The sequence below is a fragment of the Mesorhizobium sp. WSM4836 genome, assembly GCF_055811815.1.
Genome location: NZ_JBVVQF010000016.1, coordinates 119,458 through 143,022, shown reverse-complemented (window position 1 = coordinate 143,022; position 23,565 = coordinate 119,458). Strand labels below are relative to the sequence as shown.

The 23,565-nt window shown below is 63.2% G+C and carries 29 protein-coding genes; 14 read left to right on the top strand and 15 right to left on the bottom strand.

The features are described from left to right. Positions 1-71: 71 nt before the first annotated feature. The 8 genes from ruvB to rcdA form a co-directional block, all read right to left on the bottom strand. Entirely contained in the window at positions 72-1,112 is a 1,041-nt protein-coding gene (ruvB, locus tag AC0L2P_RS19740) for a Holliday junction branch migration DNA helicase RuvB (protein ID WP_473503174.1), read from the bottom strand. Beyond that, positions 1,109-1,513, bottom strand: coding sequence for a PIN domain-containing protein (locus AC0L2P_RS19735; protein WP_473503172.1), 405 nt, complete (start codon positions 1,511-1,513; stop codon positions 1,109-1,111). The genes ruvB and AC0L2P_RS19735 overlap by 4 nt, the downstream gene beginning before the upstream one ends. Next, positions 1,510-1,794, bottom strand: a complete 285-nt coding sequence (locus AC0L2P_RS19730; protein WP_473503170.1) for an AbrB/MazE/SpoVT family DNA-binding domain-containing protein — start codon at positions 1,792-1,794, stop codon at positions 1,510-1,512. Before AC0L2P_RS19730 ends, AC0L2P_RS19735 begins: the two co-directional genes overlap by 4 nt. A gap of 67 nt (positions 1,795-1,861) precedes the next feature. Next, positions 1,862-2,482 carry a Holliday junction branch migration protein RuvA gene (gene ruvA, locus AC0L2P_RS19725; RefSeq protein WP_473503168.1) on the bottom strand — a complete coding sequence of 207 codons (621 nt, stop codon included), beginning with the start codon at positions 2,480-2,482 and terminating at the stop codon, positions 1,862-1,864. 13 nt (positions 2,483-2,495) lie between these two features. Beyond that, a complete protein-coding gene (locus AC0L2P_RS19720; RefSeq protein WP_473503166.1) occupies positions 2,496-2,930 on the bottom strand; it encodes a type II toxin-antitoxin system VapC family toxin in 435 nt (144 codons plus the stop codon). Then, positions 2,908-3,177 carry an AbrB/MazE/SpoVT family DNA-binding domain-containing protein gene (locus AC0L2P_RS19715; RefSeq protein ID WP_473503164.1) on the bottom strand — a complete coding sequence of 90 codons (270 nt, stop codon included), beginning with the start codon at positions 3,175-3,177 and terminating at the stop codon, positions 2,908-2,910. The genes AC0L2P_RS19720 and AC0L2P_RS19715 overlap by 23 nt, the downstream gene beginning before the upstream one ends. 56 nt (positions 3,178-3,233) lie before the next feature. After that, entirely contained in the window at positions 3,234-3,746 is a 513-nt protein-coding gene (gene ruvC, locus AC0L2P_RS19710; protein WP_473503162.1) for a crossover junction endodeoxyribonuclease RuvC, read from the bottom strand. Between the two features lie 177 nt (positions 3,747-3,923). Continuing rightward, on the bottom strand, positions 3,924-4,451 hold the full coding sequence (gene rcdA, locus AC0L2P_RS19705) for a protease adaptor protein RcdA (protein WP_473503160.1): 528 nt from the start codon (positions 4,449-4,451) through the stop codon (positions 3,924-3,926). Between the two features lie 563 nt (positions 4,452-5,014). Here rcdA and AC0L2P_RS19700 point away from each other — a divergent pair. After that, a complete protein-coding gene (locus tag AC0L2P_RS19700) occupies positions 5,015-5,566 on the top strand; it encodes a DUF2269 family protein (RefSeq protein ID WP_473503158.1) in 552 nt (183 codons plus the stop codon). 40 nt (positions 5,567-5,606) lie between these two features. Here AC0L2P_RS19700 and AC0L2P_RS19695 read toward each other — a convergent pair whose 3' ends face one another. Next, positions 5,607-6,377, bottom strand: coding sequence for a sulfite exporter TauE/SafE family protein (locus AC0L2P_RS19695; protein WP_473503156.1), 771 nt, complete (start codon positions 6,375-6,377; stop codon positions 5,607-5,609). 96 nt (positions 6,378-6,473) lie between these two features. Next, positions 6,474-6,923 (bottom strand): Lrp/AsnC family transcriptional regulator, encoded by a 450-nt coding sequence (locus AC0L2P_RS19690; protein WP_473503154.1) that lies wholly within the window; start codon positions 6,921-6,923, stop codon positions 6,474-6,476. Positions 6,924-7,055: 132 nt separating this feature from the next. Here AC0L2P_RS19690 and AC0L2P_RS19685 point away from each other — a divergent pair, with 132 nt between their 5' ends. The 3 genes from AC0L2P_RS19685 (at position 7,056) to AC0L2P_RS19675 (ending at position 9,796) form a co-directional block, all read left to right on the top strand. Then, a complete protein-coding gene (locus tag AC0L2P_RS19685) occupies positions 7,056-7,940 on the top strand; it encodes a DMT family transporter (RefSeq protein WP_473503152.1) in 885 nt (294 codons plus the stop codon). A gap of 175 nt (positions 7,941-8,115) precedes the next feature. Continuing rightward, complete coding sequence (locus tag AC0L2P_RS19680) at positions 8,116-8,763, top strand: thiamine phosphate synthase (protein ID WP_473503150.1); 648 nt, start codon at positions 8,116-8,118, stop codon at positions 8,761-8,763. 58 nt (positions 8,764-8,821) lie between these two features. Further along, on the top strand, positions 8,822-9,796 hold the full coding sequence (locus AC0L2P_RS19675; RefSeq protein ID WP_473503200.1) for a tetratricopeptide repeat protein: 975 nt from the start codon (positions 8,822-8,824) through the stop codon (positions 9,794-9,796). Between the two features lie 43 nt (positions 9,797-9,839). Here AC0L2P_RS19675 and AC0L2P_RS19670 read toward each other — a convergent pair whose 3' ends face one another. Beyond that, on the bottom strand, positions 9,840-10,856 hold the full coding sequence (locus tag AC0L2P_RS19670) for a zinc-dependent alcohol dehydrogenase family protein (RefSeq protein ID WP_473503148.1): 1,017 nt from the start codon (positions 10,854-10,856) through the stop codon (positions 9,840-9,842). Positions 10,857-10,953: 97 nt separating this feature from the next. Between AC0L2P_RS19670 and AC0L2P_RS19665 the strand changes: the two genes are divergently transcribed. From AC0L2P_RS19665 to AC0L2P_RS19635, 7 genes are all read left to right on the top strand, one after another. Next, the gene (locus AC0L2P_RS19665) at positions 10,954-11,826 is read left to right on the top strand and encodes a LysR family transcriptional regulator (RefSeq protein ID WP_473503146.1); all 873 of its coding nucleotides are present in this window, start codon (positions 10,954-10,956) and stop codon (positions 11,824-11,826) included. Between the two features lie 127 nt (positions 11,827-11,953). Further along, on the top strand, positions 11,954-12,520 hold the full coding sequence (gene efp / locus AC0L2P_RS19660; RefSeq protein ID WP_473503144.1) for an elongation factor P: 567 nt from the start codon (positions 11,954-11,956) through the stop codon (positions 12,518-12,520). Positions 12,521-12,603: 83 nt separating this feature from the next. Further along, on the top strand, positions 12,604-13,404 hold the full coding sequence (locus AC0L2P_RS19655) for an inositol monophosphatase family protein (RefSeq protein WP_473503142.1): 801 nt from the start codon (positions 12,604-12,606) through the stop codon (positions 13,402-13,404). A 99-nt stretch (positions 13,405-13,503) separates the two neighbouring features. Continuing rightward, positions 13,504-14,208 (top strand): PAQR family membrane homeostasis protein TrhA, encoded by a 705-nt coding sequence (trhA, locus tag AC0L2P_RS19650; protein ID WP_473503140.1) that lies wholly within the window; start codon positions 13,504-13,506, stop codon positions 14,206-14,208. A gap of 116 nt (positions 14,209-14,324) precedes the next feature. Then, positions 14,325-15,350: a MotA/TolQ/ExbB proton channel family protein gene (locus tag AC0L2P_RS19645; protein WP_023678019.1), complete on the top strand. Its 1,026-nt coding sequence runs from the start codon at positions 14,325-14,327 to the stop codon at positions 15,348-15,350. A 1-nt stretch (position 15,351) separates the two neighbouring features. Further along, complete coding sequence (locus tag AC0L2P_RS19640; protein ID WP_352465687.1) at positions 15,352-16,383, top strand: peptidoglycan -binding protein; 1,032 nt, start codon at positions 15,352-15,354, stop codon at positions 16,381-16,383. A 136-nt stretch (positions 16,384-16,519) separates the two neighbouring features. Continuing rightward, on the top strand, positions 16,520-18,007 hold the full coding sequence (locus AC0L2P_RS19635) for a carboxypeptidase M32 (protein WP_473503137.1): 1,488 nt from the start codon (positions 16,520-16,522) through the stop codon (positions 18,005-18,007). A gap of 30 nt (positions 18,008-18,037) precedes the next feature. On the opposite strand, the gene AC0L2P_RS19630 is transcribed toward AC0L2P_RS19635, so the two are convergent. After that, positions 18,038-19,840, bottom strand: a complete 1,803-nt coding sequence (locus AC0L2P_RS19630) for an ABC transporter transmembrane domain-containing protein (protein ID WP_473503136.1) — start codon at positions 19,838-19,840, stop codon at positions 18,038-18,040. A 201-nt stretch (positions 19,841-20,041) separates the two neighbouring features. Between AC0L2P_RS19630 and rpmE the strand changes: the two genes are divergently transcribed. Then, positions 20,042-20,263 carry a 50S ribosomal protein L31 gene (gene rpmE / locus AC0L2P_RS19625; RefSeq protein ID WP_006327661.1) on the top strand — a complete coding sequence of 74 codons (222 nt, stop codon included), beginning with the start codon at positions 20,042-20,044 and terminating at the stop codon, positions 20,261-20,263. Positions 20,264-20,331: 68 nt separating this feature from the next. On the opposite strand, the gene AC0L2P_RS19620 is transcribed toward rpmE, so the two are convergent. Further along, on the bottom strand, positions 20,332-20,973 hold the full coding sequence (locus AC0L2P_RS19620; RefSeq protein ID WP_473503134.1) for a TetR/AcrR family transcriptional regulator: 642 nt from the start codon (positions 20,971-20,973) through the stop codon (positions 20,332-20,334). A 112-nt stretch (positions 20,974-21,085) separates the two neighbouring features. Here AC0L2P_RS19620 and AC0L2P_RS19615 point away from each other — a divergent pair, with 112 nt between their 5' ends. Both AC0L2P_RS19615 and AC0L2P_RS19610 read left to right on the top strand, forming a co-directional pair. Beyond that, a complete protein-coding gene (locus AC0L2P_RS19615) occupies positions 21,086-21,919 on the top strand; it encodes a Rossmann-fold NAD(P)-binding domain-containing protein (RefSeq protein WP_473503132.1) in 834 nt (277 codons plus the stop codon). Between the two features lies 1 nt (position 21,920). Beyond that, positions 21,921-22,400, top strand: coding sequence for an anthrone oxygenase family protein (locus AC0L2P_RS19610; protein ID WP_473503130.1), 480 nt, complete (start codon positions 21,921-21,923; stop codon positions 22,398-22,400). Positions 22,401-22,426: 26 nt separating this feature from the next. Here AC0L2P_RS19610 and AC0L2P_RS19605 read toward each other — a convergent pair whose 3' ends face one another. Continuing rightward, entirely contained in the window at positions 22,427-22,738 is a 312-nt protein-coding gene (locus tag AC0L2P_RS19605) for an Rdx family protein (protein WP_473503128.1), read from the bottom strand. 2 nt (positions 22,739-22,740) lie between these two features. Continuing rightward, on the bottom strand, positions 22,741-23,529 hold the full coding sequence (locus tag AC0L2P_RS19600) for an RDD family protein (protein WP_473503126.1): 789 nt from the start codon (positions 23,527-23,529) through the stop codon (positions 22,741-22,743). Positions 23,530-23,565 lie beyond the last annotated feature (36 nt).

Below are 23,565 nucleotides of genomic sequence, written 5' to 3'. Positions count from 1 at the left end.
GGCGATGATCAAGACCTGGAGGGCTGGGCTGTTTCGCTGGCGGCGTTGCCGTTTCCGGCAACTGCGGAAATTTACGGCTCTTCCTGGAACAGGCTGATCTGCTGCTGCGCCAGGTCCTTCGGCGCATCGAGGCCGAGATGCCGCCAGGCATTGGCCGCCAGCACGCGGCCGCGCGGGGTGCGCATGACGAAGCCCTGCTGGATCAGAAAGGGTTCGATGATGTCCTCGATGGCATCGCGTGGCTCGGAAAGCCCGGCAGCGATAGTCTCGATGCCGACCGGCCCGCCGCCGAAATTCCGGGCGATCATCGACAGATAACGGCGGTCGAGCGCGTCGAGGCCGAGCCCGTCGACCTCCAGCCGCGTCAGCGCCTCGTCGGCGATCTTGCGGTCGACATGGCCGTCGCCGGCGACGCTGGCGAAGTCGCGCACCCGGCGCAACAACCTGCCGGCAATGCGCGGCGTGCCGCGTGCCCGCCGGGCGATCTCCAAAGCACCGTCGTCGCCGAGCGGCATGGCAAGGATCCGGGCGCCGCGCCGCACGATCTGCTCGAGTTCCTCGACCGAGTAGAAATTGAGCCGCACCGGGATCCCGAACCGGTCGCGCAGCGGGTTGGTCAAAAGGCCGAGCCGGGTAGTGGCGGCGACAAGCGTGAAGCGGGCCAGGTCGATCTTGACCGAGCGCGCGGCCGGCCCCTCGCCGATGATCAGGTCGAGCTGGAAATCCTCCATCGCCGGATAGAGAATTTCCTCGACCGCCGGGTTGAGCCGGTGGATCTCGTCGATGAACAGCACGTCGCGATCTTCGAGATTGGTGAGCAGCGCCGCCAGGTCGCCGGCCTTGGCGATGACCGGACCCGAGGTCGAGCGGAAATTGACGCCGAGCTCGCGCGCCATGATTTGCGCCAGCGTCGTCTTGCCGAGGCCGGGCGGGCCGACGAACAGCACATGGTCGAGCGCTTCGCTACGCCCCTTGGCGGCTTCGATGAATACTTTGAGATTGGCCCGCACCGCCGCCTGGCCGACGAAGTCGCCAAGCGTCTGCGGCCGCAAGGTCTGCTCGGCGTCCTCGCCGCGCTTGTCGGGAGCAATGAGGCGTGGCGAAAGGCTCATGCGAGCAGTTCCATACCGGCAATGAACCTTGCAGCCCGCTGATCGAACGTGACCGTATGCGAGCAACCGAAATTTCGATTGTGCTCGGCTATCAGCGCATCAGCAAAGTCGACCTGGGCCGAATTCGATCGTTCGAGCGCGATCACGATGGCATCGAAATCCTCAAACACCAGCGTCTTAATCTTGAGCAGTCTCTGGATCGCGGCCAGTACTTGCTCCTTCGGCTGCCGGTAGCGCGAAAGCAGCGACCAGCTGAATTCCACCAGCACCATCAAACTCACAAAGCCGAGCTTGTCGTCGCTGAGGCTCTTACCGAAGGCGAGGGCCTTGGCCTGTTGCTCGGCATCATCGTTCAGCACCATTCGAAGCAGAACGTTGGTATCGATACCTACCGACGTCACGCGTCGCCCTCTTCTCCGGCCTGTGGCTTGCCATCAACAACATGCTGGGCTACAGCCTCCCTCACAGCCGCATCGATCTCTTCCAGGGAAGCGGGACCGCCGGGCGGATAGCCGAGAAACCCGGCAAGATCGGCAAAGTCGAGATTGCGCGGCGTCCCGACCAAATAGCCATTCACGACCGTCCAGGCGATCGTGTCGCCCGTCTTGAGCGACAAGGCGTCTCGGACGTCCTTTGGAATCGTGAGCTGTCCCTTGGAAGTCAGACTGGCATATGCGCCCATGTTCTTACTCCTGGAGAAAATTCTTACCAATCGCACAGTAGTTGGAATTTAGCTTTCCAGCAACGTCTCACCGCGCCAGTTCCTTCAGCCCGAAGCGGATCAGCTTCGACGCATCCGCCTCCTCGCCTGCAGTCTTCAACGCCGCCGCCACTGCGTTGGCGGCGGTGTCGCGCGAATAGCCGAGATTGACCAGCGCCGAGACCGCGTCGGTGATCGGCGCCGAGGCAACGCCTTCGCCGAGCTCCTGCTTCAGGCCGATGGTGCCGGAGGCAACACCTGCATAGGCCGGCGCCTTGTTCTTCAGCTCGGTGACGATGCGCTCGGCGACCTTCTTGCCGACGCCCGGCGCGCGGCTGACCATGCCGATATCGCGCAACGCAATCGCATTGGCGAGGTCGGCCGGCGCCAGCGTCGACAGGATGGCCAGCGCCACCTTGGCGCCGACGCCCTGCACATTGTTCATCAACAGCCGGAACCATTCGCGCTCCAGCACCGACTGGAAGCCGTAGAGCCGCAGCATGTCCTCGCGCACATAGGTCTCGATGAACAGCACCACCGCCTCGCCGGGCGGCGGCAGCGCGGCAAGCGTGCGCGCCGAGCAATAGGCGACGTAGCCGACGCCATGCACGTCGACGATGCAGAAATCCTCGTCGATCTCGTCCAGCGTGCCTTTTAGCTTGCCGATCATTTGGACTCGCCGATCATGCCAGGCCCCTCATGGAATGGGTTTCCGGAGAGATGATGTCGATATCCGGGAAATAGCTGCGATAGCGCGCGGCATCGCGCGTCAGCAGCCGATGCCCCGCAATGAAGGCGTGGGCGCCAATGAAGAAATCCGGCAAGGTTTGTTCGCGAATGCCGCCGGCGCGGCGATAGCGGGAATGGATGACACCGGCGAGGAAAGCGGCTTCCCACGGAAGGAATTCACGCTCGATCTTGAGCATGACGGCTGCTTGGCGAAGGGCCTGCTCCGTTGCAATCAGCGGCGCGAGTTCGGACCAGACGATTGTGTTGATGACAAGTGCACCGTCGCGCCGGCATGCGGTAATCGCCGACGCTGACCACTTCCTCTCCCGTCCGGCAGGACCCCACACGTCGATCAGGACATTTGTGTCAATCAATGTCGAGATCTTCACGCGGCCCCCTCAGCCATTCCATATATTCGTCCGTCATCATGCCCCCCAGATCCAGCGTACCGGCCATACGATCGAGCGTCTGGCTGAATCTGCGCGAGGCTTCCTCCTCCGACATGTTTTCGTCGACCGCAATCACCCGAGCGCCGTCCTCGGTGGCGACGAATTCCACCTCCGAGCCTGGGCCGATACCCAGATGATCCCGTATCTCCTTCGGGATGGTCACTTGGCCCTTGGTGGTAACGCGCATGGTAATACCTCGTCGGTATTACTTATTATCAGCCGAAGAACAAGTCAAGAACAAATCTATCCAGCCAGCGCCGCCAGCCTGTAGGCGATACTCTGCCGGTGATGCGCATGGCAGATGGCAATGGCCAGCGCGTCGGCGGCATCATCGGTGTCGAAAGTCGCCTTCGGCATCAGCACCTTGACCATCATGTGGATCTGCTTCTTGTCGCCGTGGCCGACGCCGATCACCGCCTTCTTGATGGCGTTTGGCGCATATTCGGCAACGACAAGGCCGGCACGCGCCGGCACCAGCATGGCGATACCGCGTGCCTGGCCGAGTTTGAGCGTCGCCGCGGCATCCTTGTTGACGAAGGTCTGCTCGACCGCCGCCTCGTGCGGCATCGCGGCATGCAGGATCTCGGCGAGCCCGTCATGCAATTGGCAAAGACGCATAGCCAGCGCGGCCTTGTCGTCGGACCGCACGGTACCGGAAGCGACGAAACGCAGCGAATTGCCGAGGCTTTCGACAATGCCCCAGCCGGTACGCCTAAGCCCCGGATCGATGCCGATGATACGAATCGCTTCCCCCATCCGCCAACTTTACCCCCGGCGAGCAGCGATGCCAGCGAAATGTGAACAAACCAGAAACGAGGTCTGGCTACGTCGCGCAGGCTGTTTGAGATTCGCTCTGACGAGGCAGATGGCGTGGTTTTCGAGAATCGAGGCGGCCATCAGATGGCCGCTGGCGTAGAGTTTCCAAACGGTCTCTCAGCCGCGCGCGAAAGCCGTGTTCAGCAGCGTGATCTGGTCGGACACCGGATTGACGCGACGGCTCGACGGCGGCACCTCGGCGAGGCCGCCATAGATCTCCTCATCCATGCGGCGCACCAGCGCCTGAAGGCGCAGCGAGCGGTTGACGAGGTCGATGAAATCCTTTGGCAGCTCGGCCCAGCCGGGCGCCTCCTCATGCGCGGAGGCGGTGTCGAGACGCACCTTGGATTTTTCCGAGGCCACTTGATCGCGGGTCATCTCGCCGGAATTCGCCGCCCGCTGCAAAAGAAGCCACGAGGCGACCTGCATCAGCCTGGTGGTCAGCCGCATCGATTCAGCCGCATAAAGCGTCGCCGCCAGCCTCGACAGCTTCTTGGCCTCGGCGCGGCCTTTGCCGTCGAGATATTCGGCCGCCTGCTCGACCAGGCCCATGCCTTCCTGATAGAGCGGCTTGAAGGATTGGGAGAAAACCCGGCGCTCCGCCAGCTTGATGGTGTTCGCGCTCGCCTTCAAAGGCTCGTTCATCGCTACGCCCCTGCACTTGCCTGACAGCCGGCCGATTCGGCTCTTGGCCGCCACATCCGGCAGCCTAAACGACTGAAGCTTGAAAATGCGCTTCGCTGCCGGCGAAGGCAAGCACATGTTTAACAAACGGTTAACGGCCGCATTAAGCCGCAAGACGTCCATGCCGGCGAATAAAAAAAGAGCCGCGGATAAGGCGGCTCTCAGGAGTTTAACAGGGAGGCGTCAAACAAAGTGGCTCCAACCACTCGGTAAGAATCCAGATCACTGGATGGAGATAGTAAACGCCTGTAAAGCTTAACGAAGGCTTAACGCGGGGCATATTTTTCGATCAAGCGCCCAGCATCTGTGCCGTAACAGCACAGCTGACGGCCAGGGCGCCGTTTGCACCACGGCTGGAAAGTGCGGGCGACGCGCTTGCGCCATGGCTTTCTCGTGACCGACATACCGAAACAAAACAACCCTGCGCGCGACATCGTTCCGAAACAGGCGCCGCGCTAAACGCCCGCTCCTCGCAACGAGGCGGAGCAAACCTCGCGCTCCGGCCATCTCTCAAGGAGCGAATAATGGACTGGTATTCGGCCGTTAAATTTCTGCACATAGTCTCGGCAATCCTCTGGGTCGGCGGCGGCTTCACGCTGATGCTGCTTGCGGTACGCGCCGACCGCGCTGGAAATGTCGAAGGCATGCTGCAGGCGATGCGCGCCACCGGGGAGCTCGGTAACCGGCTCTTCGCGCCGATGTCGATGCTGACGCTCGTCTTCGGCCTCATCATGTGTGGCTTCTGGGTCGGCTTTTCCGATCTGTGGGTGCTGATCGGCCTTGCCGGTTATGCGACGACCTTCTGCATCGGCATGTTCGTCTTCAAGCCGACTGCCGACCGCATGGCAGGCATGATCGCCAAGGATGGCGTGACGCCGGCAGTGCTTGCCCAGGGCCAGCGCGTCCTCAATGCCGCGCGCTTCGACTATTCGGTGATGCTGGTAGTCATCGCGGACATGGTGCTGAAGCCGACGCTGCACGACGTCACCATTCTGGGCTGCATGGCGATCGTGCTGGCAACCGGCACGGCGCTCGCGCTTGGCAGGGCGCGGCCGCTGCTGCCGAGTGCCGCCTGAGGTCCAAGGAAGCCGGCGGCGGCCGACTGGGGCCGCCGTCTTACAGGAGGCCGGCGATGCCGTCCCACAGAAGCTTGACCGCGACGACCGCCACGGTCGCATAGGTGAAGGGATAGAACAGCTCCGGCCGCATCTGCCGCACCAGCCAGGCGCCGGCGATTGTCGACAGCGGCGCCAGCGGCATCAGCACCGCCGAGGCGGTCAAATTGGTGGTGTCGAACTGGCCGAGCGCGAAATAAGGGATGAGCTTCAGCGCATTGGTGACGGCGAAAAAAATCGCCGCGGTGCCCGACAGCACCTTCGGATCGAGCCTGATCGGCAAGGCGTAGACCTGAAAAGGCGGGCCGCCGACATGGGCGACGAAGCTGGTGAACCCGGCAACAGTACCCCAGAAGCCGGCCGCGACGCGGTTGGGCTCCGCCGCGTGGCCGGCACCGTGGCGGAGTTGCAAATAGAGCCAGCGCAGCACGAAGATCAAGGCAACCGCGCCGACGATCAGCCGCACCATTTCTTCGGTTACAAGTGCCGCCGTCAGCCAGCCAAGGGCAATGCCGATCACGGCGCCCGGCATCATGTCGGCCAGCATCCTGCGGTCGAAGATGCCCCACCATGTCCACACCGAGACAATGTCCATCAGGCACAGAATTGGCAGAAGGATTGCGGCAGCCTGAACCGGCGGCATGGTCAGCGCCATCAACGGCACGCCGACAAAGCCGACGGCGCCGCCGAAGCCGCCTTTCGACAGGCCGACGAGGATGACGGCCGGAATGGCCGCGGCATAGAACCAGGGATCGACGAGCAGGCCTGACATGCGGGAAGGGACGCTGGAGGGAAAGTTGAACTCTGGAATAGACCAGAAATGGCCAGACCGCGACCGCAAATATGTGGGCCACGTCACCGGAGCCCGTCACATGTTTGGCATATGGAGCGGCGGCGGGCGCCTCCGGATCGGCTGCGCCTTGATGATGGCGGTGCTGGTTTCGGCCTTGTCGGCGATGCGGTCGAGAATTCCGTCGAGGGCGCCGATCGAGCGGACGAACAGCCGGGCAACGAAGCAGTCATCGCCCGTCACCTTGTCGCATTCGCCGAATTCCGGGATTTCCTCGATCAGCTTCTGGACGATGTGCAGCTTGCCCGGCAGTGGCCGGATGCGAACGATCGCCTGCAAGGTGTAGCCGAGCGCTTGCGGATCGATGTCGATGGTGAACGCGCGGATGACGCCGCGATCCTCAAGCCGCCGAAGCCGCTCCGAAACGCTTGGTGACGACAACCCGACCTGCAGCGCCAGTTCCTTTAGCGAGGTGCGTGAATCCTTGACCAGAATATCGAGGAGCTTTCTGTCGAGCTCGTCCAGCATTTTACAATTCCAAGAAAAAGCCGATGTTTACCTAATTAAATGAGGCTCGTTCTGCATATCATCAGCTACAAGTCATGGAAAGGCCTGATCCGCCGTGGGATTATGAAATCTCAACGGGTTTCAGGAGCATCCATGGACAACACGGTACGCGGCACGATCGAAATGACGGCGGCGATGGCGATCCTCGGTACGATCGGCTGGTTCGTCGTCCTTTCCGGCCAGCCAATCATGGACGTGGTGTTCTGGCGCTGCGCCTCCGGCGCGGTAACGCTGCTGATCATCTGCACGGCGCTGGGACTGCTGCGCGGCAGGCTGTCGCTTCGCATTGTCGCGATCGCGGCTCTCGGCGGTGCTGCCATCGTCATCAACTGGCTGCTGCTGTTCAGCGCGTTTTCGCGTGCCTCGATCTCGATCGCCACGGCTGTCTACAACACGCAGCCCTTCATGCTGGTGGGTTTTGGCGCACTCGTCTTCTCTGAACGGCTGACGATGACCAAGCTGACCTGGCTCGGCATTGCCTTCGCCGGCATGCTGCTGATCGTGCAGGCCGCGCCCGATGCAGGCGATCATGGCACCGATTACTTTACCGGCATTGCGATGGCGCTGGGCGCGGCTTTCTTCTGGGCCGTTGCGGCTATCGTCACCAAGAAACTCAAAGGCACGCCGCCGCACCTGATCGCACTGATCCAGGTCTGCGTCGGCGTTCTCATGCTGGCACCCTTCGCCAATCTCACCCACCTTCCCGCCGATGCGCGGAGCTGGGTCATGCTGGCGACACTCGGCATCGTCCATACCGGCCTGATGTACATCCTCATGTACGGCGCCATCCAGAAGCTGCCGACGCATCTGCAGGGATCGCTGTCCTTCATCTACCCCGTCGTCGCCATTCTCGTCGACGTCGTCGCCTTCGGCCATCGTCTGCATCCGGCGCAGATCGTCGGCGCCGCCGCCATCCTGGTCGCCGCCGCCGGCATGAATCTCGGCTGGTCGCTGTGGAAATCGAAGGTTCCTGCCTAAGATCGCACGCGGCCAAGCGAGGAGAATTTCGGCCAACGGCAGCCGTGCGCCGAGCCCCATAGAATCGTCGACGGCAATCGTGATCCCCCTGCCGCCTGTTCAATCCCCGCACTTTGCTCTATGCCGCAATGCAACCATCTTCGCCCGGCATAGGCGATAACCGGGATCGAATTCAATGAATGACGCAACGCCGCCCAACCGCTGCCGTATAGTGCTGATCGCGCCGCCGAACGTGCCGGCCGAGCGCATCGCCGCGGCCTTCGACGGCGGTGACGTCGCCTCGCTTATCCTGCCGGAAAACGGCATGGACGAGGCCTCTTTCCAGGCCTTTGCCGAGCAGATCGTGCCGGTGGCGCAAGCGGCCGGCATTGCCGCCATCATTGCCGGCGACACCCGCATCGCCGGCCGCGTCCAGGCCGACGGCATTCATGTCGAGGTCGGCAAGGACGAGCTCGCCGAAACGATCGAACACTTCCAGGCCAGGATGATGGTCGGCACCGGCGGCGCCAAGACCCGCGACGATGCGCTGGAACTCGGCGAGCTCAGGCCCGATTACATTTTCTTCGGCCGCTTCGGTTACGACAACAAGCCTGAGCCGCACCCGCGCAACCTGTCGCTCGGGCAATGGTGGGCGGACGTGATCCAGATCCCTTGCATCGTCATGGCCGGATCCGATCTTGCCTCGGTGGAAGTGGTCGCCGCCACCGGCGCCGAATTCGTGGCGCTGTCCAGCGCCGTCTTCGCCGATGGCGTCGATCCGAAGATGGCGGTCGCCGCCGCCAACGCGCTGCTCGACGAAACCGCGCCGCGCTTCGAGGACTGACGTGCTCCCGCGGAAAATCCTTTTCAGCGCCTTTCTTGCAACGGCCGTGACGCAGGCGATGGCGACGGAACCCGTTCCGCTGCCGCTGCCCAGGCCGGATTCCAGCGAACCTGCCGACAAGCCGATTGCCGCACAATTGCCGCAGCCCGCCACCACCGCCCCGCTGCCGTCGGCCGATACCATCAACCCCGACCGCTTCGGCGCAAAGCCGTCCGACGCCGCCTACGGCGCCTTTCAGCGCGGCCTCTACAAGACGGCCTACAATCTTGCGCTTTCCCGTGCTCAAAACGGCGATCCGGCGGCACAGACGCTGGTGGCCGAGATATTGTCGCGCGGCCTCGGGGTGCCGGTCGACGCGGCAGGGGCGGCGAAGTGGTATGCGCTTGCCGCCGAGCAGGGCGTCCCGGAATCGCAATTCCAGTATGCGCTGATGCTGCTCGACGGCCGCTACGTCAAAAAGGACGAGAAGGAGGCCTATGCGCTGATGCAGGCCGCCGCCGAGGCCGGCAACCGCCTGGCGCAGTTCAATTTTGCGCAATTGATGGTCGAACAGGAGCCCGGCGATGCCGGTATCGCAAAAGCCGTATCCTATTACGAGCGCGCTGCCGCTACCGGGCTTGCCGACGCACAATATGCGATGGCAGAGGTCTATGCCAATGGCGCCGGCGGCAAGCCGCGCGACGATGTCCGCGCCCGCGGCCTGCTGGCACAGGCCGCGCGGCAGAACTACGACACCGCAGAAATCGATCTCGCCACCTGGATGATCGAGGGGCGCGGCGGCGCCCGCGACCTGAAATCCGGCTTCAACTGGATGAAGCAGGCCGCCGAGGGCGGCAATGTCGCCGCCCAGAACCGTCTCGCCAAGCTCTACATGAACGGCATCGGCACCGATCCGGATCTGATCCTTGCCGGCGCTTGGTATGTTGTCGCCCGCCGCGCCGGGCTCATCGACCAGCAGATGGACGATTTCCTCCAGGGCCTGACCGACGAGCAGACGCAGCAGGCGCTGCAACGGGCCAACCGCCTGCCCTGATCGCGATCTCGCGACCTATTGCACCCGGGCACGTCAGGCGGGCTCATTGCGTATGGTCAAGCACGACCTTGCCGAAGGGCGAGCCGTGTTCAAGGTACCGAAAGGCTTCGGCGGCCTGGCTCCACGGCACGACCCGGTCGATCACCGGTCTCAACCGCTTGACGACAATGGCGCGGTTCATCGCCTCGAAGGATTCGCGTGAGCCCACCGGTATGCCTCGCGCCCTGACCTGCCGGCGGAAGATGTCGAGCGGGTTGATGGCGCCGTCACTGCCGCCGAGATAGCCGATGACGTTGATCTGGGCGCCGCGCGCCGCTGCCTTCAGCGATTGTGCGAAACTCTGCGGTCCGCCAACCTCGATGATATGGTCGGCGCCCCGGCCATGGGTCAATCCCAGCACGGCCGATGCCCAGTCGGGGACGCTGCGATAGTTCACGCCATCCTGCGCGCCAAGCTGCTTTGTCCGTGCAAGTTTCTCGTCGCTGCTCGACGTCACGATGACGCGCGCCCCGGCAGCGGCGGCGAACTGCACCGCAAACAGTGAAACGCCGCCTGTGCCGAGGCAAAGCACGGTGTCGCCGGGTTTAACGCTGCCTTCAGTAAACAGCGCGTGCCATGCCGTCACCCCGGCGCATGGCAGGGCCGCCGCCTCGAGGTCGCTCAGATTGGCCGGCGCCAGCACCGCCGCCTGTTCATCGAGCCGGGCAAATTCGCTGAGCAGCCCGTCGATCGGCCCGCCGCGTTGATAGGAGGGCTCGGCCATGGCGAAACTGCCACCGACCCAGCGCTGCCAGAACGTGCCGCAGACCCGGTCGCCGATCTTGAACCGGCTGACCTCGGCGCCGATGGCAACGACTTCGCCGACGCCGTCCGACAGCGGCACCAGCGGCAATGCAAATTTCGTGTGATAGCTGCCGCGGACGATCTCGGCATCGCGGTAGTTCAGCGCCGTCGCCTTGACCTTCACAATCATCTCCTGGCGCCCTGGTTCAGGCGTCGGCCGCTCGACCATTCTGAGGTTCTCGAGGCCGCCCGGGCTCTGCAATTCGATCGCTTTCATCGTCGTTCCTTTCCTGCTGGGTCCTGCCGGAAGAAAATCGCTTGCCATGTGTTGGATTTCAAATTCATAATGTTCAGGATAATTATGCCTCTCTGACATGTCCTGGTGTGTCGTGCTTGAAGAACTGAAAACACTGGCCCTCTTTGCCGAGGAGGGTTCGATTCAGAAGGTGGCGCAACGCCTGCCGTTGACACAGCCAGCCGTCACCCGCCAGATCCAGCGGCTGGAGGAGATGCTCGGCACGGAATTGCTCGACCGCCGGCTAAAGCCGTCGCGACTGACCCCGGCCGGCATAGAGGTGCTGGCACGCGGCAAGGACATTCTCGCCGCCGTCGACGCGCTGACATCATTCGCCAAGGGCGACGAGCCGGAGGGCCTGCTGCGGCTCGGCCTCGCGCATGGACTTTGCGACAAAGCCGTGGCCGCCGCCATTGCTGATGCCGTGGCGCGGTTTCCGAAGGTCTCGCTGCGTCTGAAGAGCGGCTGGAGCCTTGATCTGGCCGACCAGCACAAGCGCGGACAGCTCGACCTCGCCTTCACCCTGGACGGCGGCCATTCCAAAGCTGGCGACGGCATTGTCGGAACCGAGCCCCTCGGCATCATCGCTGCCGAAAACATCGGCCGGCAAGCCGACGTCGAGACCATGCCCTGGGTTCTCAGCCCTGAACCTTGCGACGCGCGCCAGCGGCTGGCGGCTGCCCTTGCCGAGGGCGGCCACAGGTTGGTGGTCGGGGCCGAGATTCAGGACAGCGCGCTGCAGATCGACTGGGTTCGTCGAGGTCAAGGCCTTGGCCTGCTGCCGAAGCGGCTGCTGCGGGAAAAGCTGCCGCAGGGCATTGCCCTGGTCGACGCTCCCGGCCTCGAGCTGTCGCTGCGAATTGTCGTCCTGCGTTCGCCGCACCTGCATCTTTTGAGAGAGGTCGCCGACGCGGTGGCCGAGGCCGTCACCGCGACGGTCGCGACGGACTGAGGCTGCCGCGCCGCGCTGCCGGGCCAGCTTCATCGGAACGCGCTCCTTGCCTCTGCTGGCGATTTGTGGTCTTGGAGGCGCCAAATTGCCCTTTGCGGCGATCATCTCATTTCCGGATCACCTCACCATGGCCAAGATCAATGGCAACGAAATCCGTCCCGGCAACGTCATCGAGCATGATGGCGGCCTTTGGGTGGCGGTCAGGACCAACACCGTCAAGCCCGGCAAGGGCGGCGCCTACAACCAGGTCGAACTCAAGAACCTGATCAACGGCACCAAGCTCAACGAGCGCTTCCGCTCGGCCGAGACGGTCGAGCAGATCCGGCTCGATCTGAAGGATTTTTCCTTCCTCTACCAGCAGGGCGAGGCGCTGGTGTTCATGGACACCGAAAGCTACGAGCAGCTCGAACTGAACAAGGAGTTCGTCGGTGATCGCGCCGCCTTCCTGCAGGACGGCATGATGGTGACGGTCCAGCTCTATGACGAAAGGCCGATCGGCATTTCGCTGCCCGATTATGTGACGCTGACCATCACCGAGGCCGACCCGGTGGTGAGGGGCCAGACGGCAGCCTCGTCCTACAAGCCGGCGATACTCGAAAACGGCATCCGCGTGCTGGTGCCGCCGTTCATCGGCTCGGGCGAGCGCATCATCGTCGACACCAACGAAATCACTTACGTGCGCCGCGCCGACTGAGGCATGATCCCAAAAAGTTGCAGATTTTTGGATAAGATCATGCCTCAAAGCAAATAGGCGCGCAGGCAGCAGGAAGAACAGCAATGGCGCGTTCCGCGATCCTCAACGTTATGGTCCAGGCCGCAATGAAGGCCGGCCGCTCGCTGTCACGCGACTTCGGCGAAGTGCAGAACCTTCAGGTCTCGATGAAGGGGCCGGGCGACTATGTCAGCCAGGCCGACCGCAAGGCCGAAGAGATCGTCTTTGCCGAACTGTCCAAGGCGCGGCCCGGTTACGCCTTCCTGATGGAAGAACGCGGTGTGATCGAGGGCGACGACGGCCAGCACCGCTGGATTGTCGATCCGCTCGACGGCACCACCAATTTCCTGCACGGCATTCCGCTCTTTGCCGTTTCGATCGCGCTGGAGCGCCAGGGCCAGGTCGTCGCCGGCGTCGTCTACAATCCGGCCATGGATGAGCTCTACACCGCCGAGCGCGGCGGCGGCGCTTTCATGAACGACCGCCGGCTGCGCGTCGCCGGCCGCGCCAAGCTGGTCGATGCGGTGATCGGCTGCGGCGTGCCGCATCTCGGGCGTGGGCAGCACGGCAATTTTCTGATCGAGTTGCGCAATGTCATGGCCGAGGTCTCTGGCGTCCGCCGTCTCGGCTCCGCCTCGCTCGATCTCGCCTACGTCGCCGCCGGCCGCATGGACGGGTTCTGGGAAACCGGCCTGTCGGCGTGGGATGTCGCCGCCGGCATTTTGCTGATCCGCGAGGCGGGCGGTTTCGTCTCCGATTTCGCCGGGGGACAGGATGTGCTGAATGCCGGTTCACTGGTTGCCGGCAACGAACTCATTCAGCGCGCGCTGTTGAAGACTTTGAAAAGGCCACTCTCAGCCGGCTGAAAGAGGCACGCCGCGCTGAAGCGCCGCAGTCGCAAAACCGCAACCAAAGCTTGAAATACTATCCCGCGGCCGCCCAGATAAGGCGACGCAGGATCATCGATGACGAACAGCCGGACCAAATCCCAGAGCGAACTCTCGCAGCTCGACATTCCCTTCATGGGGCGCTGGCATTACTCGCGCGCCGAGATCGTCGCCGACGGCATCGTCCACGCCGTGGGCATCGCGCTGGCGATCGCTGCCGGCTCGACGCTGCTGGCATTGGCCGCCTATCGAACCGGCCCCGGCGAATATGTCGCCGCAGCCTTCTACGTGGTCTCGCTGCTCACCGTGCTGTCGGTCTCGCTGGCCTATAATCTCTGGCCGGTGTCGCCGGCAAAATGGATATTGCGGCGCTTCGACCATGCGGCGATCTACCTGCTGATCGCGGCGACCTACACGCCTTTCCTGGCCCAACTCGGCGGTTCGCCGCTTGCCGTTTCCATGATCGTCCTGGTTTGGATCGCCGCGGTGGTCGGCATCGCCATCAAGGTCTGTCTTCCAGGCCGTTTCGACCGGCTGGCGATCGTGTTCTATCTGGCCATCGGCTGGAGCGGCATCGTTCTGGTGGAGCCGCTGGTGCGGACGCTGCCGGCGACGTCGATCGCGCTCATCGTTGCCGGCGGCATCGTCTACTCCTGCGGCGTGATCTTCTTCGCCTGGAAGGGCCTGCGCTTCCACAATGCGCTGTGGCATGGCTTTGTCGTCACCGGCGCCGGGCTGCATCTGGCCGCCATGGTCGACTGCCTGGTCGTCAATCGATTCTGACCGCCGGTCGCGGACGGGTCGCAATATTGCCAAGCGCCATTCAATTTCGTCACAATTCCGTTTAGAGTCGCGAACACAAAGTGATCGGCGGCGACGGCATCGGAAACGGGGCACGGATGACTCTTCTCAGATCCTTCGGCATGGGCAGGCGCTCCGACGTTCTGATCTACGATCCGCATAAGTTGTCGAGCCCGCAGGTCTTTCTGCTGACCATGGTGATCTTTCTGTTCATCGTGGCCTTTATCGCGGCCATCCTGACGCGCCAGATCTCGACCGCCTTCGTCACCAATCCCGGCCTCAACGGCCTGATCATCGGCGTGCTGGCGGTCGGCATCCTGCTAGCCTTCGTCCAGGTCGGCCGGTTGTTCCGCGAGGTGCGCTGGGTCAACTCGTTCCGCGCCGGTTCCGAAACCACCGAACCGGTGCTGCTGGCGCCGATGAAGGCGATGATCGGCCGGTCCTCGACGATTGCCTTCTCGACCAGCTCGATGCGCACCATGCTGGATTCGATCGCCACTCGCCTCGACGAAAGCCGCGATACCTCGCGCTATCTTGTCGGACTGCTGGTGTTCCTTGGCCTGCTCGGCACCTTCTGGGGCCTGCTCAACACGATCGGTTCGATCCGCGAAACCATCGAGTCGCTCGATCCCGGCACCGGCGATGCTGCGGCCGTGCTCGAATCCCTGAAGCAGGGGCTTTCCGCTCCGTTGGCCGGCATGGGCACCGCCTTCTCCTCCTCGCTGTTTGGCCTCTCCGGCTCGCTGGTGCTCGGCTTCCTCGACCTGCAGGCCGGCCGCGCCCAGACGCGCTTCTATACCGAACTCGAAAACTGGCTGTCCTCAGTCACCGACCTGTCCTCCGACATCGTCGTTGCCGACGCGGCCAAGACCGAACCCTCCGAGGAAATCCGGCTGTTGTCGGAAAAGCTGCGTACCCTGCAGGAGAATGGCGGCGGCTCCAATCCGCGCGTCGCCACCGCTATGGCCAATCTCGCCGACGGCATTTCCGGCCTGGTCAAGAACATGCGCTCGGAACAGCAGATCATGCGCGACTGGGTCGAGGCCCAGTCCGACGAGCAGAAGGCGATGCGCAACACCCTGGAGAAGATCGCCGACGCCTTGAAGAAGCCTGGAGTGCATTGACGTGGCGTTGGCACGAGGCCGGCGCTCCGACCGCCGCATCGATTACTGGCCGGGCTTCGTCGATGCGCTGTCGACGCTGCTGTTGGCGATCATGTTCCTGCTCACGGTTTTCGTGCTGGCGCAGTTCCTGCTCGGCCGCGAGATCTCCGGCAAGGACACGGTGCTCAACCGCCTCAACTCGCAGATCAACGAGTTGACCCAGCTTCTGGCACTGGAGCGCTCGACGACACAGGACAAGGAGGACACACTTGCCAATTTGCAGGCGTCGCTGTCCGCATCGGAGGCGGAAAAGAGCCGGCTCGAGCAATTGCTGGCGCAAGGCGCCGGTGCGGGCGATGCCGCCAACCAGCGTGCAACGGCACTTTCCGGCGAGCTCGACAGCCAGCGGCAGATCAGCCAGCAGGCGCTAAGCCAGGTCGAGATCCTCAACCAGCAGATTTCGGCGTTGCGCAAGCAGATCGCAGCGCTCGAACAAGCGCTCGACGTATCCGAAACGCGCGACCGCGAATCCAACACCAAGATTGCCGATCTCGGCCGCCGCCTCAACGTCGCACTGGCGCAACGCGTGCAGGAGCTGAACCGCTACCGCTCCGATTTCTTCGGCCGCTTACGTGAAATTCTCGCCGACCGCGAGAACATCCGCATCGTCGGCGACCGCTTCGTCTTCCAGTCGGAAGTGCTTTTCCCGACCGGCTCCGAAGTGATCAACGATGCTGGCAAGGTCGAGATGAAGAAGCTCGCCGATGCCATCATCGAATTGCAAAAGGAAATCCCGCCGGAGATCAACTGGGTGCTGCGCGTCGACGGCCACACCGACAACAAGCCGCTCTCCGGCACCGGCCGCTACCGCGACAATTGGGAATTGTCGACGGCGCGCTCGACCTCGGTGGTCAAGTTCCTGATCGAGAACGGCGTGCCGGCCAACCGGCTGGTCGCGGCCGGCTTCGGCGAATTCCAGCCGCTCGACCCCGCCGATACCGAAGAGGCGCGCAACAAGAACCGCCGCATCGAGCTGAAGCTGACCGAGCGCTGATCGGTCCGGCTCACAAGATGTACTGGGTCGCGCGTCCGGCTGGCGCTCGACGTGGCCATCCGCAGACGGCCTTCAGGGTTGCCATTGCCCGCGCATTGGTATCTTTTCCCGCCGTTCAAATTCAGCGGAACCCACAATGTCATTTCAAAAACTCGACGACCTCGGCCACAAGCTCGAAGCGCTGGAACATGCGCTCGCCATTCTCGGCGCCGACGAGGCGACCCATATGGCGGTCGGCGGCGGCGAAAAGCGCGCGGACGCGATGTCGGCGCTTGCCGGCATGCACCATGCCCGGGCGACTGCGCCGGAGATTGCCGACTGGATCACGGCGGCCGAGCAGGAAGCGCTGAACGAAGAGCAGCAGGCCGCGGTCAGGGAATTCCGCCGGCAATACACCAACCTGACCTGCCTGCCGGTCGAGTTCGTCGAGCGCCAGACGACCGCGCGCATGCGTTCCGAGCAGCTCTGGCGCGATCTGCGCGCCAAGAATGACTGGGCCGGTTTCCTGCCGGCGCTCGAAGGCGTCGTAGCGCTGGTCCGCGAGGAGGCGGCACTTCGCGCCGAGGTGCTCGGGCTTGAGCCTTACGACGCGCTGATGGAGCAATATGACCCAGGCAATCGCACCGCCGACATCACGCCCGTGTTTGCCGAGTTGAAGGCCTTCCTGAAAGGCTTCGTACCGGAGGCACTGGCCGTGCAGGAAGAGCGGCTGGCGAAACATCCGCTAAAGCCGCTTTCCGGCAGCTACCCCTTGGACAAGCAGCGCGAGCTTGGCCTCGCCATGATGGCGCCGGTCGGCTTCGACCTCACCCATGGCTCGCTGTCGGTTTCGCACCATCCCTTCTGCGGCGGCGTGCCGAGCGACGTGCGCATCACCACCCGCTACAAGACCTCGGATTTCCTGTCGGCGCTGATGGGCGTGCTGCACGAGACCGGCCACGCGCTGTACGAGCAGAACCTGCCGAAGGCGTGGGCGCACTGGCCGCTCGGCAGAGCGCGCGGCATGGCGGTGCATGAAAGCCAGAGCCTGTTCGTCGAAAAGCAGATCGGCCGCAATCCGGAATTCTGGCGCTGGGCGCTGCCGGTGGTCGAAAGACACCTTGGCGAGAGCTGGACGATCGACGACATCCTGCCGCATGTGCACCGGGTCGAGCGCGGCCTGATCCGCGTCGATGCCGACGAGGTCACCTATCCGCTGCATGTCATCCTGCGCTACGAGCTGGAGCAGGAGCTTGTCTCGGGGCGGCTTGAGGTAGCCGACCTGCCCGAGGCCTGGGATGCCAAGATGCGCGACTATCTCGGCCTGTCGACGATCGATAATCCGGCCGACGGGCCGATGCAGGACGTCCACTGGCCGGGTGCCGCCTTCGGCTATTTCCCCTCCTACACACTTGGCGCCATGATGGCGGCGCAGCAATGGGCGGCGCTGACCAGGGATCATCCTTCAGCCGACGAAGACCTCGCCAAGGGAGATTTCGCCGCGATCAATGACTGGCGCCGCAAAAGGATCTGGTCGCAAGGCTCGCGCTGGTCGACGCCGGAACTGCTCGAACGCGCCACCGGCGAAAAGCTCAATGCCGTACATTTCACCGATCACCTGAAGAAGCGGTACGGAGCGGCCTGAGGCCTAGCAATCAGCGCAGATGCCGCTTGGCTACTCGGCCGCGCCCCTGAAGGCATTCGCTCCGGTTTCGAACTGCAGCTTGGCCAGCCGCGCATAGATGCCGCCCTTGGCGACCAGGCTCTGATGCGTGCCTTCCTCGACGATGCGGCCGCCATCCATGACCAGGATGCGATCGGCCTTCAGCACGGTTGCCAGCCGATGGGCGATGACGATCGTGGTGCGGCCCTGCATCAGCCGGTCGAGCGCCGTCTGCACCAGCGACTCGCTTTCGGCGTCGAGCGCCGAGGTCGCCTCGTCGAGCAGCAGGATGGGCGCATCGCGCAAAATGGCGCGGGCGATGGCGACGCGCTGGCGCTGGCCGCCCGACAGCGTTACCCCGCGCTCGCCGACCTGACTGTCATAGCCCTTTTCGAGTTTCAGGATGAACTCGTCGGCAAGCGCATCCTTCGCCGCCGCCTCGATCTCGGCCTGGCCGGCGCCAGGCCGGCCAAAGCCGATATTGTCGCGCGCGCTTGCCGCAAAGATCGTGACATCCTGCGGCACGATGGCGATGCGCGCGCGGATCGCGGCCGGATCGGCCTCGCGCAGATCGACCCCGTCGATGACGATCCTGCCGGCCTCCGGATCGTAGAAGCGCAGGAGCAGCGAAAACACCGTGCTCTTGCCGGCGCCGGATGGCCCGACGATCGCCACCGTCTCACCGGGTTTGACCTGAAAGCTCAGGCCATGGACGGCGGAACGGTCGGGCCGGGCCGGATAGGAGAAGGAGACATCGTCGAAGCTGATCGCGCCTCTCGCCTTTGCCGGCAGCGGCTTCGGATCGGCAGGCGCCTGGATCACGGGTTTCTCGGCCAGGATCTCGGTCAGACGTTCGGCAGCGCCCGCTGCCTGGGACAGTTCGCCCCAGACCTCCGACAGGGCGCCGAGCGCGCCGGCGGCGAACACCGAATAGAGCAGGAATTGGCCAAGCGTGCCCGGCGACAGCGTGCCGTCGAGCACGTCGCGCGAACCGAACCACAGCACCGCCACGACCGACGAAAAGATCATGAAGATGGCGAAGAAGGTGAGAAAGGAGCGGGCAAAGATCGAGGCCCGCGCCGCGTCGAACGCTGCTTCCACGGCGGACGAAAAATGCCCGGTTACAAGCTTCTCGTTGGTGAAGGCCTGCAGGGTGCGCACCGCGCCGATCTGCTCGCTGGCATAGGCGGTGGCATTGGCCAGAGTATCCTGCGCCAGCCGTGACCTGCGCCGCACCGAGCGGCCGAAGGCGACCAGCGGCAGCACGATTAGCGGAATGGCCGCGATGACCAGGCCGGATAGTTTTGGGCTGGTGAAGACCATCATCGCCACGGCGCCAAGGCCGAGGATGACGTTGCGCAGCGCCACCGAGGCGGTGGCACCGACGGCCGATTTGACCTGTGTCGTGTCGGCGGCGAGCCGCGAGACGATCTCGCCCGACTGGGCCGTGTCGAAGAAGGAGGGCGACAGCGTGGTGACGTGGGCAAAGACATCGCGGCGGATATCGGCAACGACGCGCTCGCCGAGCGTGATGACGAAATAGTAGCGGCTGGCCGAGGCCGCAGCCAGCACGGCGGCCATCACCACCAGCATGGCGAAATATTCGGCAATGAAGCTGGAATCGGAAGCGGAAAAGCCGTGGTCGATCATCCGCCGCACGGCCAGCGGCAGCGCCAGCGTCGTCGCCGCCGCAACGGCCAGCGAGACGATCGCGCCGATGACCATTTTGCGGTAATGGGTGATGTAGGGAAACAGGCGCTGCAGCGGCCTCAGCGAGCGCCTGCGCTCGTCTGCATCGCCGCTGATGTTCGCCATGACCGTTTCCTTTGGCCCTTTGAGGTTTGCGCCAATATGCGCTTGCCGCGGCCTTGTGATTCAATTCCGGCTGATGTATAGGCTCGCCGACCGTTTTAGAAGCCGTGGCTCCTCAATAGCTGCGGCTTCGAGTTTTAAAAAGGGGCGCATCGACGCAGGCTTCAGCCCGTCGGCAGCACCCGCCAAGCCAGGAACAGACCCATGAAGACCGACATCCATCCCGACTACCACACCATCAAGGTCGTCATGACCGACGGCACCGAATACATGACCCGTTCGACCTGGGGCAAAGAAGGCGATACGATGAACCTCGATATCGACCCGACCACCCATCCGGCCTGGACCGGCGGCCAGCAGACCCTGCTCGACCGCGGTGGCCGCCTGTCGAAATTCAAGAAGCGCTTCGAAGGTTTCGGCCTCTAAGCCGCAGGCCTTTCGAACATCGAAAACCCGCCCCTCGTGGCGGGTTTTTTTGTTGCCTAGGTGCGGTCCTACCGATCGAGCAACTCCCGCAAAGCCATTCGCTTGTAGGCGGCAACCAGCCTGTCGCCTTCCTCTCGCCCTACCGAGATCGCCAGCCGCATTGCGGCTTCGCCCATCTGCCAGATGAGAAATGCCGTCGTTTCCAGCGCTTCCGGATCGGCGGACGGCCGCAACCGCTTCAGCACCGCAGTGAGGAATTCGGCGTTGGCCCGGCTGTCGGCGAGCTCGAGTTCGCGCAACGCCTTGTCGGCCTGCGTGCCCGACCAGATGTCGCGCATCACCGGTTCCGCCAGGAACATTCCGTAGTAGATATCCACCAGTTCCGAAAAGGCCCGGCGCAGGCCTTCGGCGTCATTGACCTCGGCCAGTGCTGCCGCAATGCAGGCCTGGCTTTCGGCGGTGTAGCGTTCGGCCAGCGCCCAGATGATCGCTCTCTTGTCCGGGAAGAACTGGTAGAGCGAGCCGATCGACACGCCGGCCCTGTCGGCCACCTCGCCCATGCGCATCGCATCGCTGCCTTGCTCGGCGATCAGCGCCGAGGCGGCGGCCAACATGCGCTCGACCCGCTCGCGGCTGCGCTGCTGGCTCGGCGCCCGGCGCGGCGATGCAATCTTGCCGTCCTGTGAATCCGATACGGCAGAGCCTTCCATCACTGTCTCCAGACGAACAATCAACAAATTGGCTTGACTCCCAAAATACGAGGGTTTATCACGTTTTGCAAATGTGAGGATTGCTCACATTTATGAATCGGGGAAAATCGATATGAACTCTATTGAAAGGAAACCAACTTTGATCCTCGGCGGCACCGGCAAGACCGGCCGCCGTCTCGCCGAGCGGCTGACGGCGCGGGGCCTGCCAGTGCGGATCGGCTCGCGCTCGGGTACGCCGCCCTTCGACTGGGAAAATGACATCACCTGGGAACCCGCGCTTGATGGTGTCGGCGCCGTCTACATCAGCTACTATCCTGATCTTGCGGTGCCCGGCGCGGCCGACACGGTCGGCGCCTTCTCTCGTCTTGCCGTGGAGCGTGGTGTGCGCCGGCTGGTGCTGCTGTCGGGGCGTGGCGAAACGGAAGCGCAGCGCGCCGAAGAGATGCTCAAAGGTTCAGGCGCCGATTGGACAATCCTGCGCTGCGCCTGGTTTTCCCAGAACTTCAGCGAAGGCTTTCTCGTGGATTCCCTGCGTGAGGGTAAGGTGGCATTGCCGGTGGGCAATGTCGGTGAGCCATTCGTCGATGCCGACGACATCGCAGATGTCGCGGCTACGGTGCTTACCCGCCAAGGCCATACCGGCCAGCTTTACGAGCTGACCGGGCCGCGGCTGCTGAGCTTCGCCGACGCGGTCGCCGAGATCGGCAGGGCCGCCGGCCGCGACATTCGTTTTATCAGGATTTCACATGCCGAGTTCGCCGCCGCCATGGCCGAGCACGAGTTGCCTGCCGAGTTCGCCTGGCTGCTTAACGAGCTGTTCACCGAAGTGCTCGACGGCCGCAACGAGTCGCTGACCGATGGCGTCCAGCGCGTGCTCGGCCGCGCCCCAAAGGACTTTTCCGCCTACGCAACCGAAACCGCCGCCACGGGCATCTGGATGAACTGACATGATCATGAAACTGCTTCCCGCCCTCACCTTCGTCGCTGCCATTGGCTCAGGCGTTGTCGGCGGCGTTTTCTTCGCCTTCTCCAACTTTATCATGCCGGCGCTCGCCCGCTTGCCTGCCGGAGGCGGCATCGCCGCCATGAATTCGATCAACATCACCGTGATTACGCCGGCATTCATGACCGCACTTTTCGGCACCGGACTGGTCTGTCTTGTCCTTGCCGCCGGCGCTCTTATCGGCTGGAGCCAACCGGGTGCATTCTGGCTCCTCGCCGGCGCCCTGATCTACCTCGTCGGCAACCCGATCGTGACGATGATGTTCAACGTGCCGCTCAACAACGCGCTGGCCGCCGTCGATTCGGCAAGCGCCAACGGCGCCGCGGTATGGGCCACTTATCTCAGGGACTGGGTGATTTGGAACCATGTCCGCACCATCACCGCCATCGTGGCGCTTGGCTGTTTTATCTTGGCGTGGCGGTGAATGCAGGACGGAAGTGTAAAAGGCCTTCAGGCAGGGTCTTTTGACTTATGGCCCTTGCGATCGGCATGGCCGAGATCGCGATCCGGATCGATGACGTCGCGAACCAGTTGCTTGAGTTTTGGGGCGTCGGGAAAACCGCCGTCACGCTTGCGGTCCCAGACCAGCGTGTCATTGCAGGAAATGGTGAAGATACCGCCGATGCCGGGCACCAGCGTCACTTCGCCGAGATCGGTGCCGAAGGTGGACAACAGCTCCTGCGCCATCCAGCCAGCCCTGAGCAGCCACAGGCACTGGGTGCAATAGGTGATGCGGACGCGGGGCTTGTCTGATACGCTCATGTCTAGGTCTCATCTGCGCGGACTGTGGTTACGGCAAACCGATCGTGTATCGGGTCGTTGCCGAGGGCTATGGATACTGCAATCCAGATCGGCCAAACAAAAACCAAAACAAGGGCGGCCATTGCGCCGACTATTTCCAACTGAGAGCCGTCTTGCACACTCCCAGGAGCGCTTCCCCAAGCCTGAAAAGCGTACCACCCGCCTATGAACATTATAGGCAAAGCGCCGAGAAATTTAATTCCCTGCCGCCGAACAGCCTTTCGTACGGGTAGTCCGATTCTATTTTTGTCATCCTGGTCATGCACTATGAGCGCCGCGAAACGCTTGCCGATTGGCTGGCCGGAGGTCAACTCCATGACAAGGAGATAAGACGCGAGAACGACCAGTTCGAGGAAACCCAAATCCAATGCTGCGGGTCTGAGATTTCCCTGCGAATCCAAATCAATTGAGATGGAGGGATCTCCTTCAGACGGTGAGCCCGAAACCGTTCCTACCGCCCATTCGGCGACCGTCAGACCGAACAGCGACGTTCTGCATACCTGCCAATCGTAACGGGCAAACGATGGATCACTTGCTCCGTTTAACGTGGCCGACTGACAGAGTCTCCGGTTCAGCCAAAAGCTGCCCTTCACTCCGCCGTCGGTCAGCAGAAACAAACCCGCTACCAGTGCGTAAAGAGGTACCAGGACGATAAGATAGTCGATGAGCGAAGCGAACAGCCGACGCCGGATGCCACCCCGGCGAGGCCAGGACATCGCGTCAGCAACACGAGCCTCGTCGGTGTCAGTCATCCGTCCCCCATCAGTAACTGACAGCTCTAGAAGAAA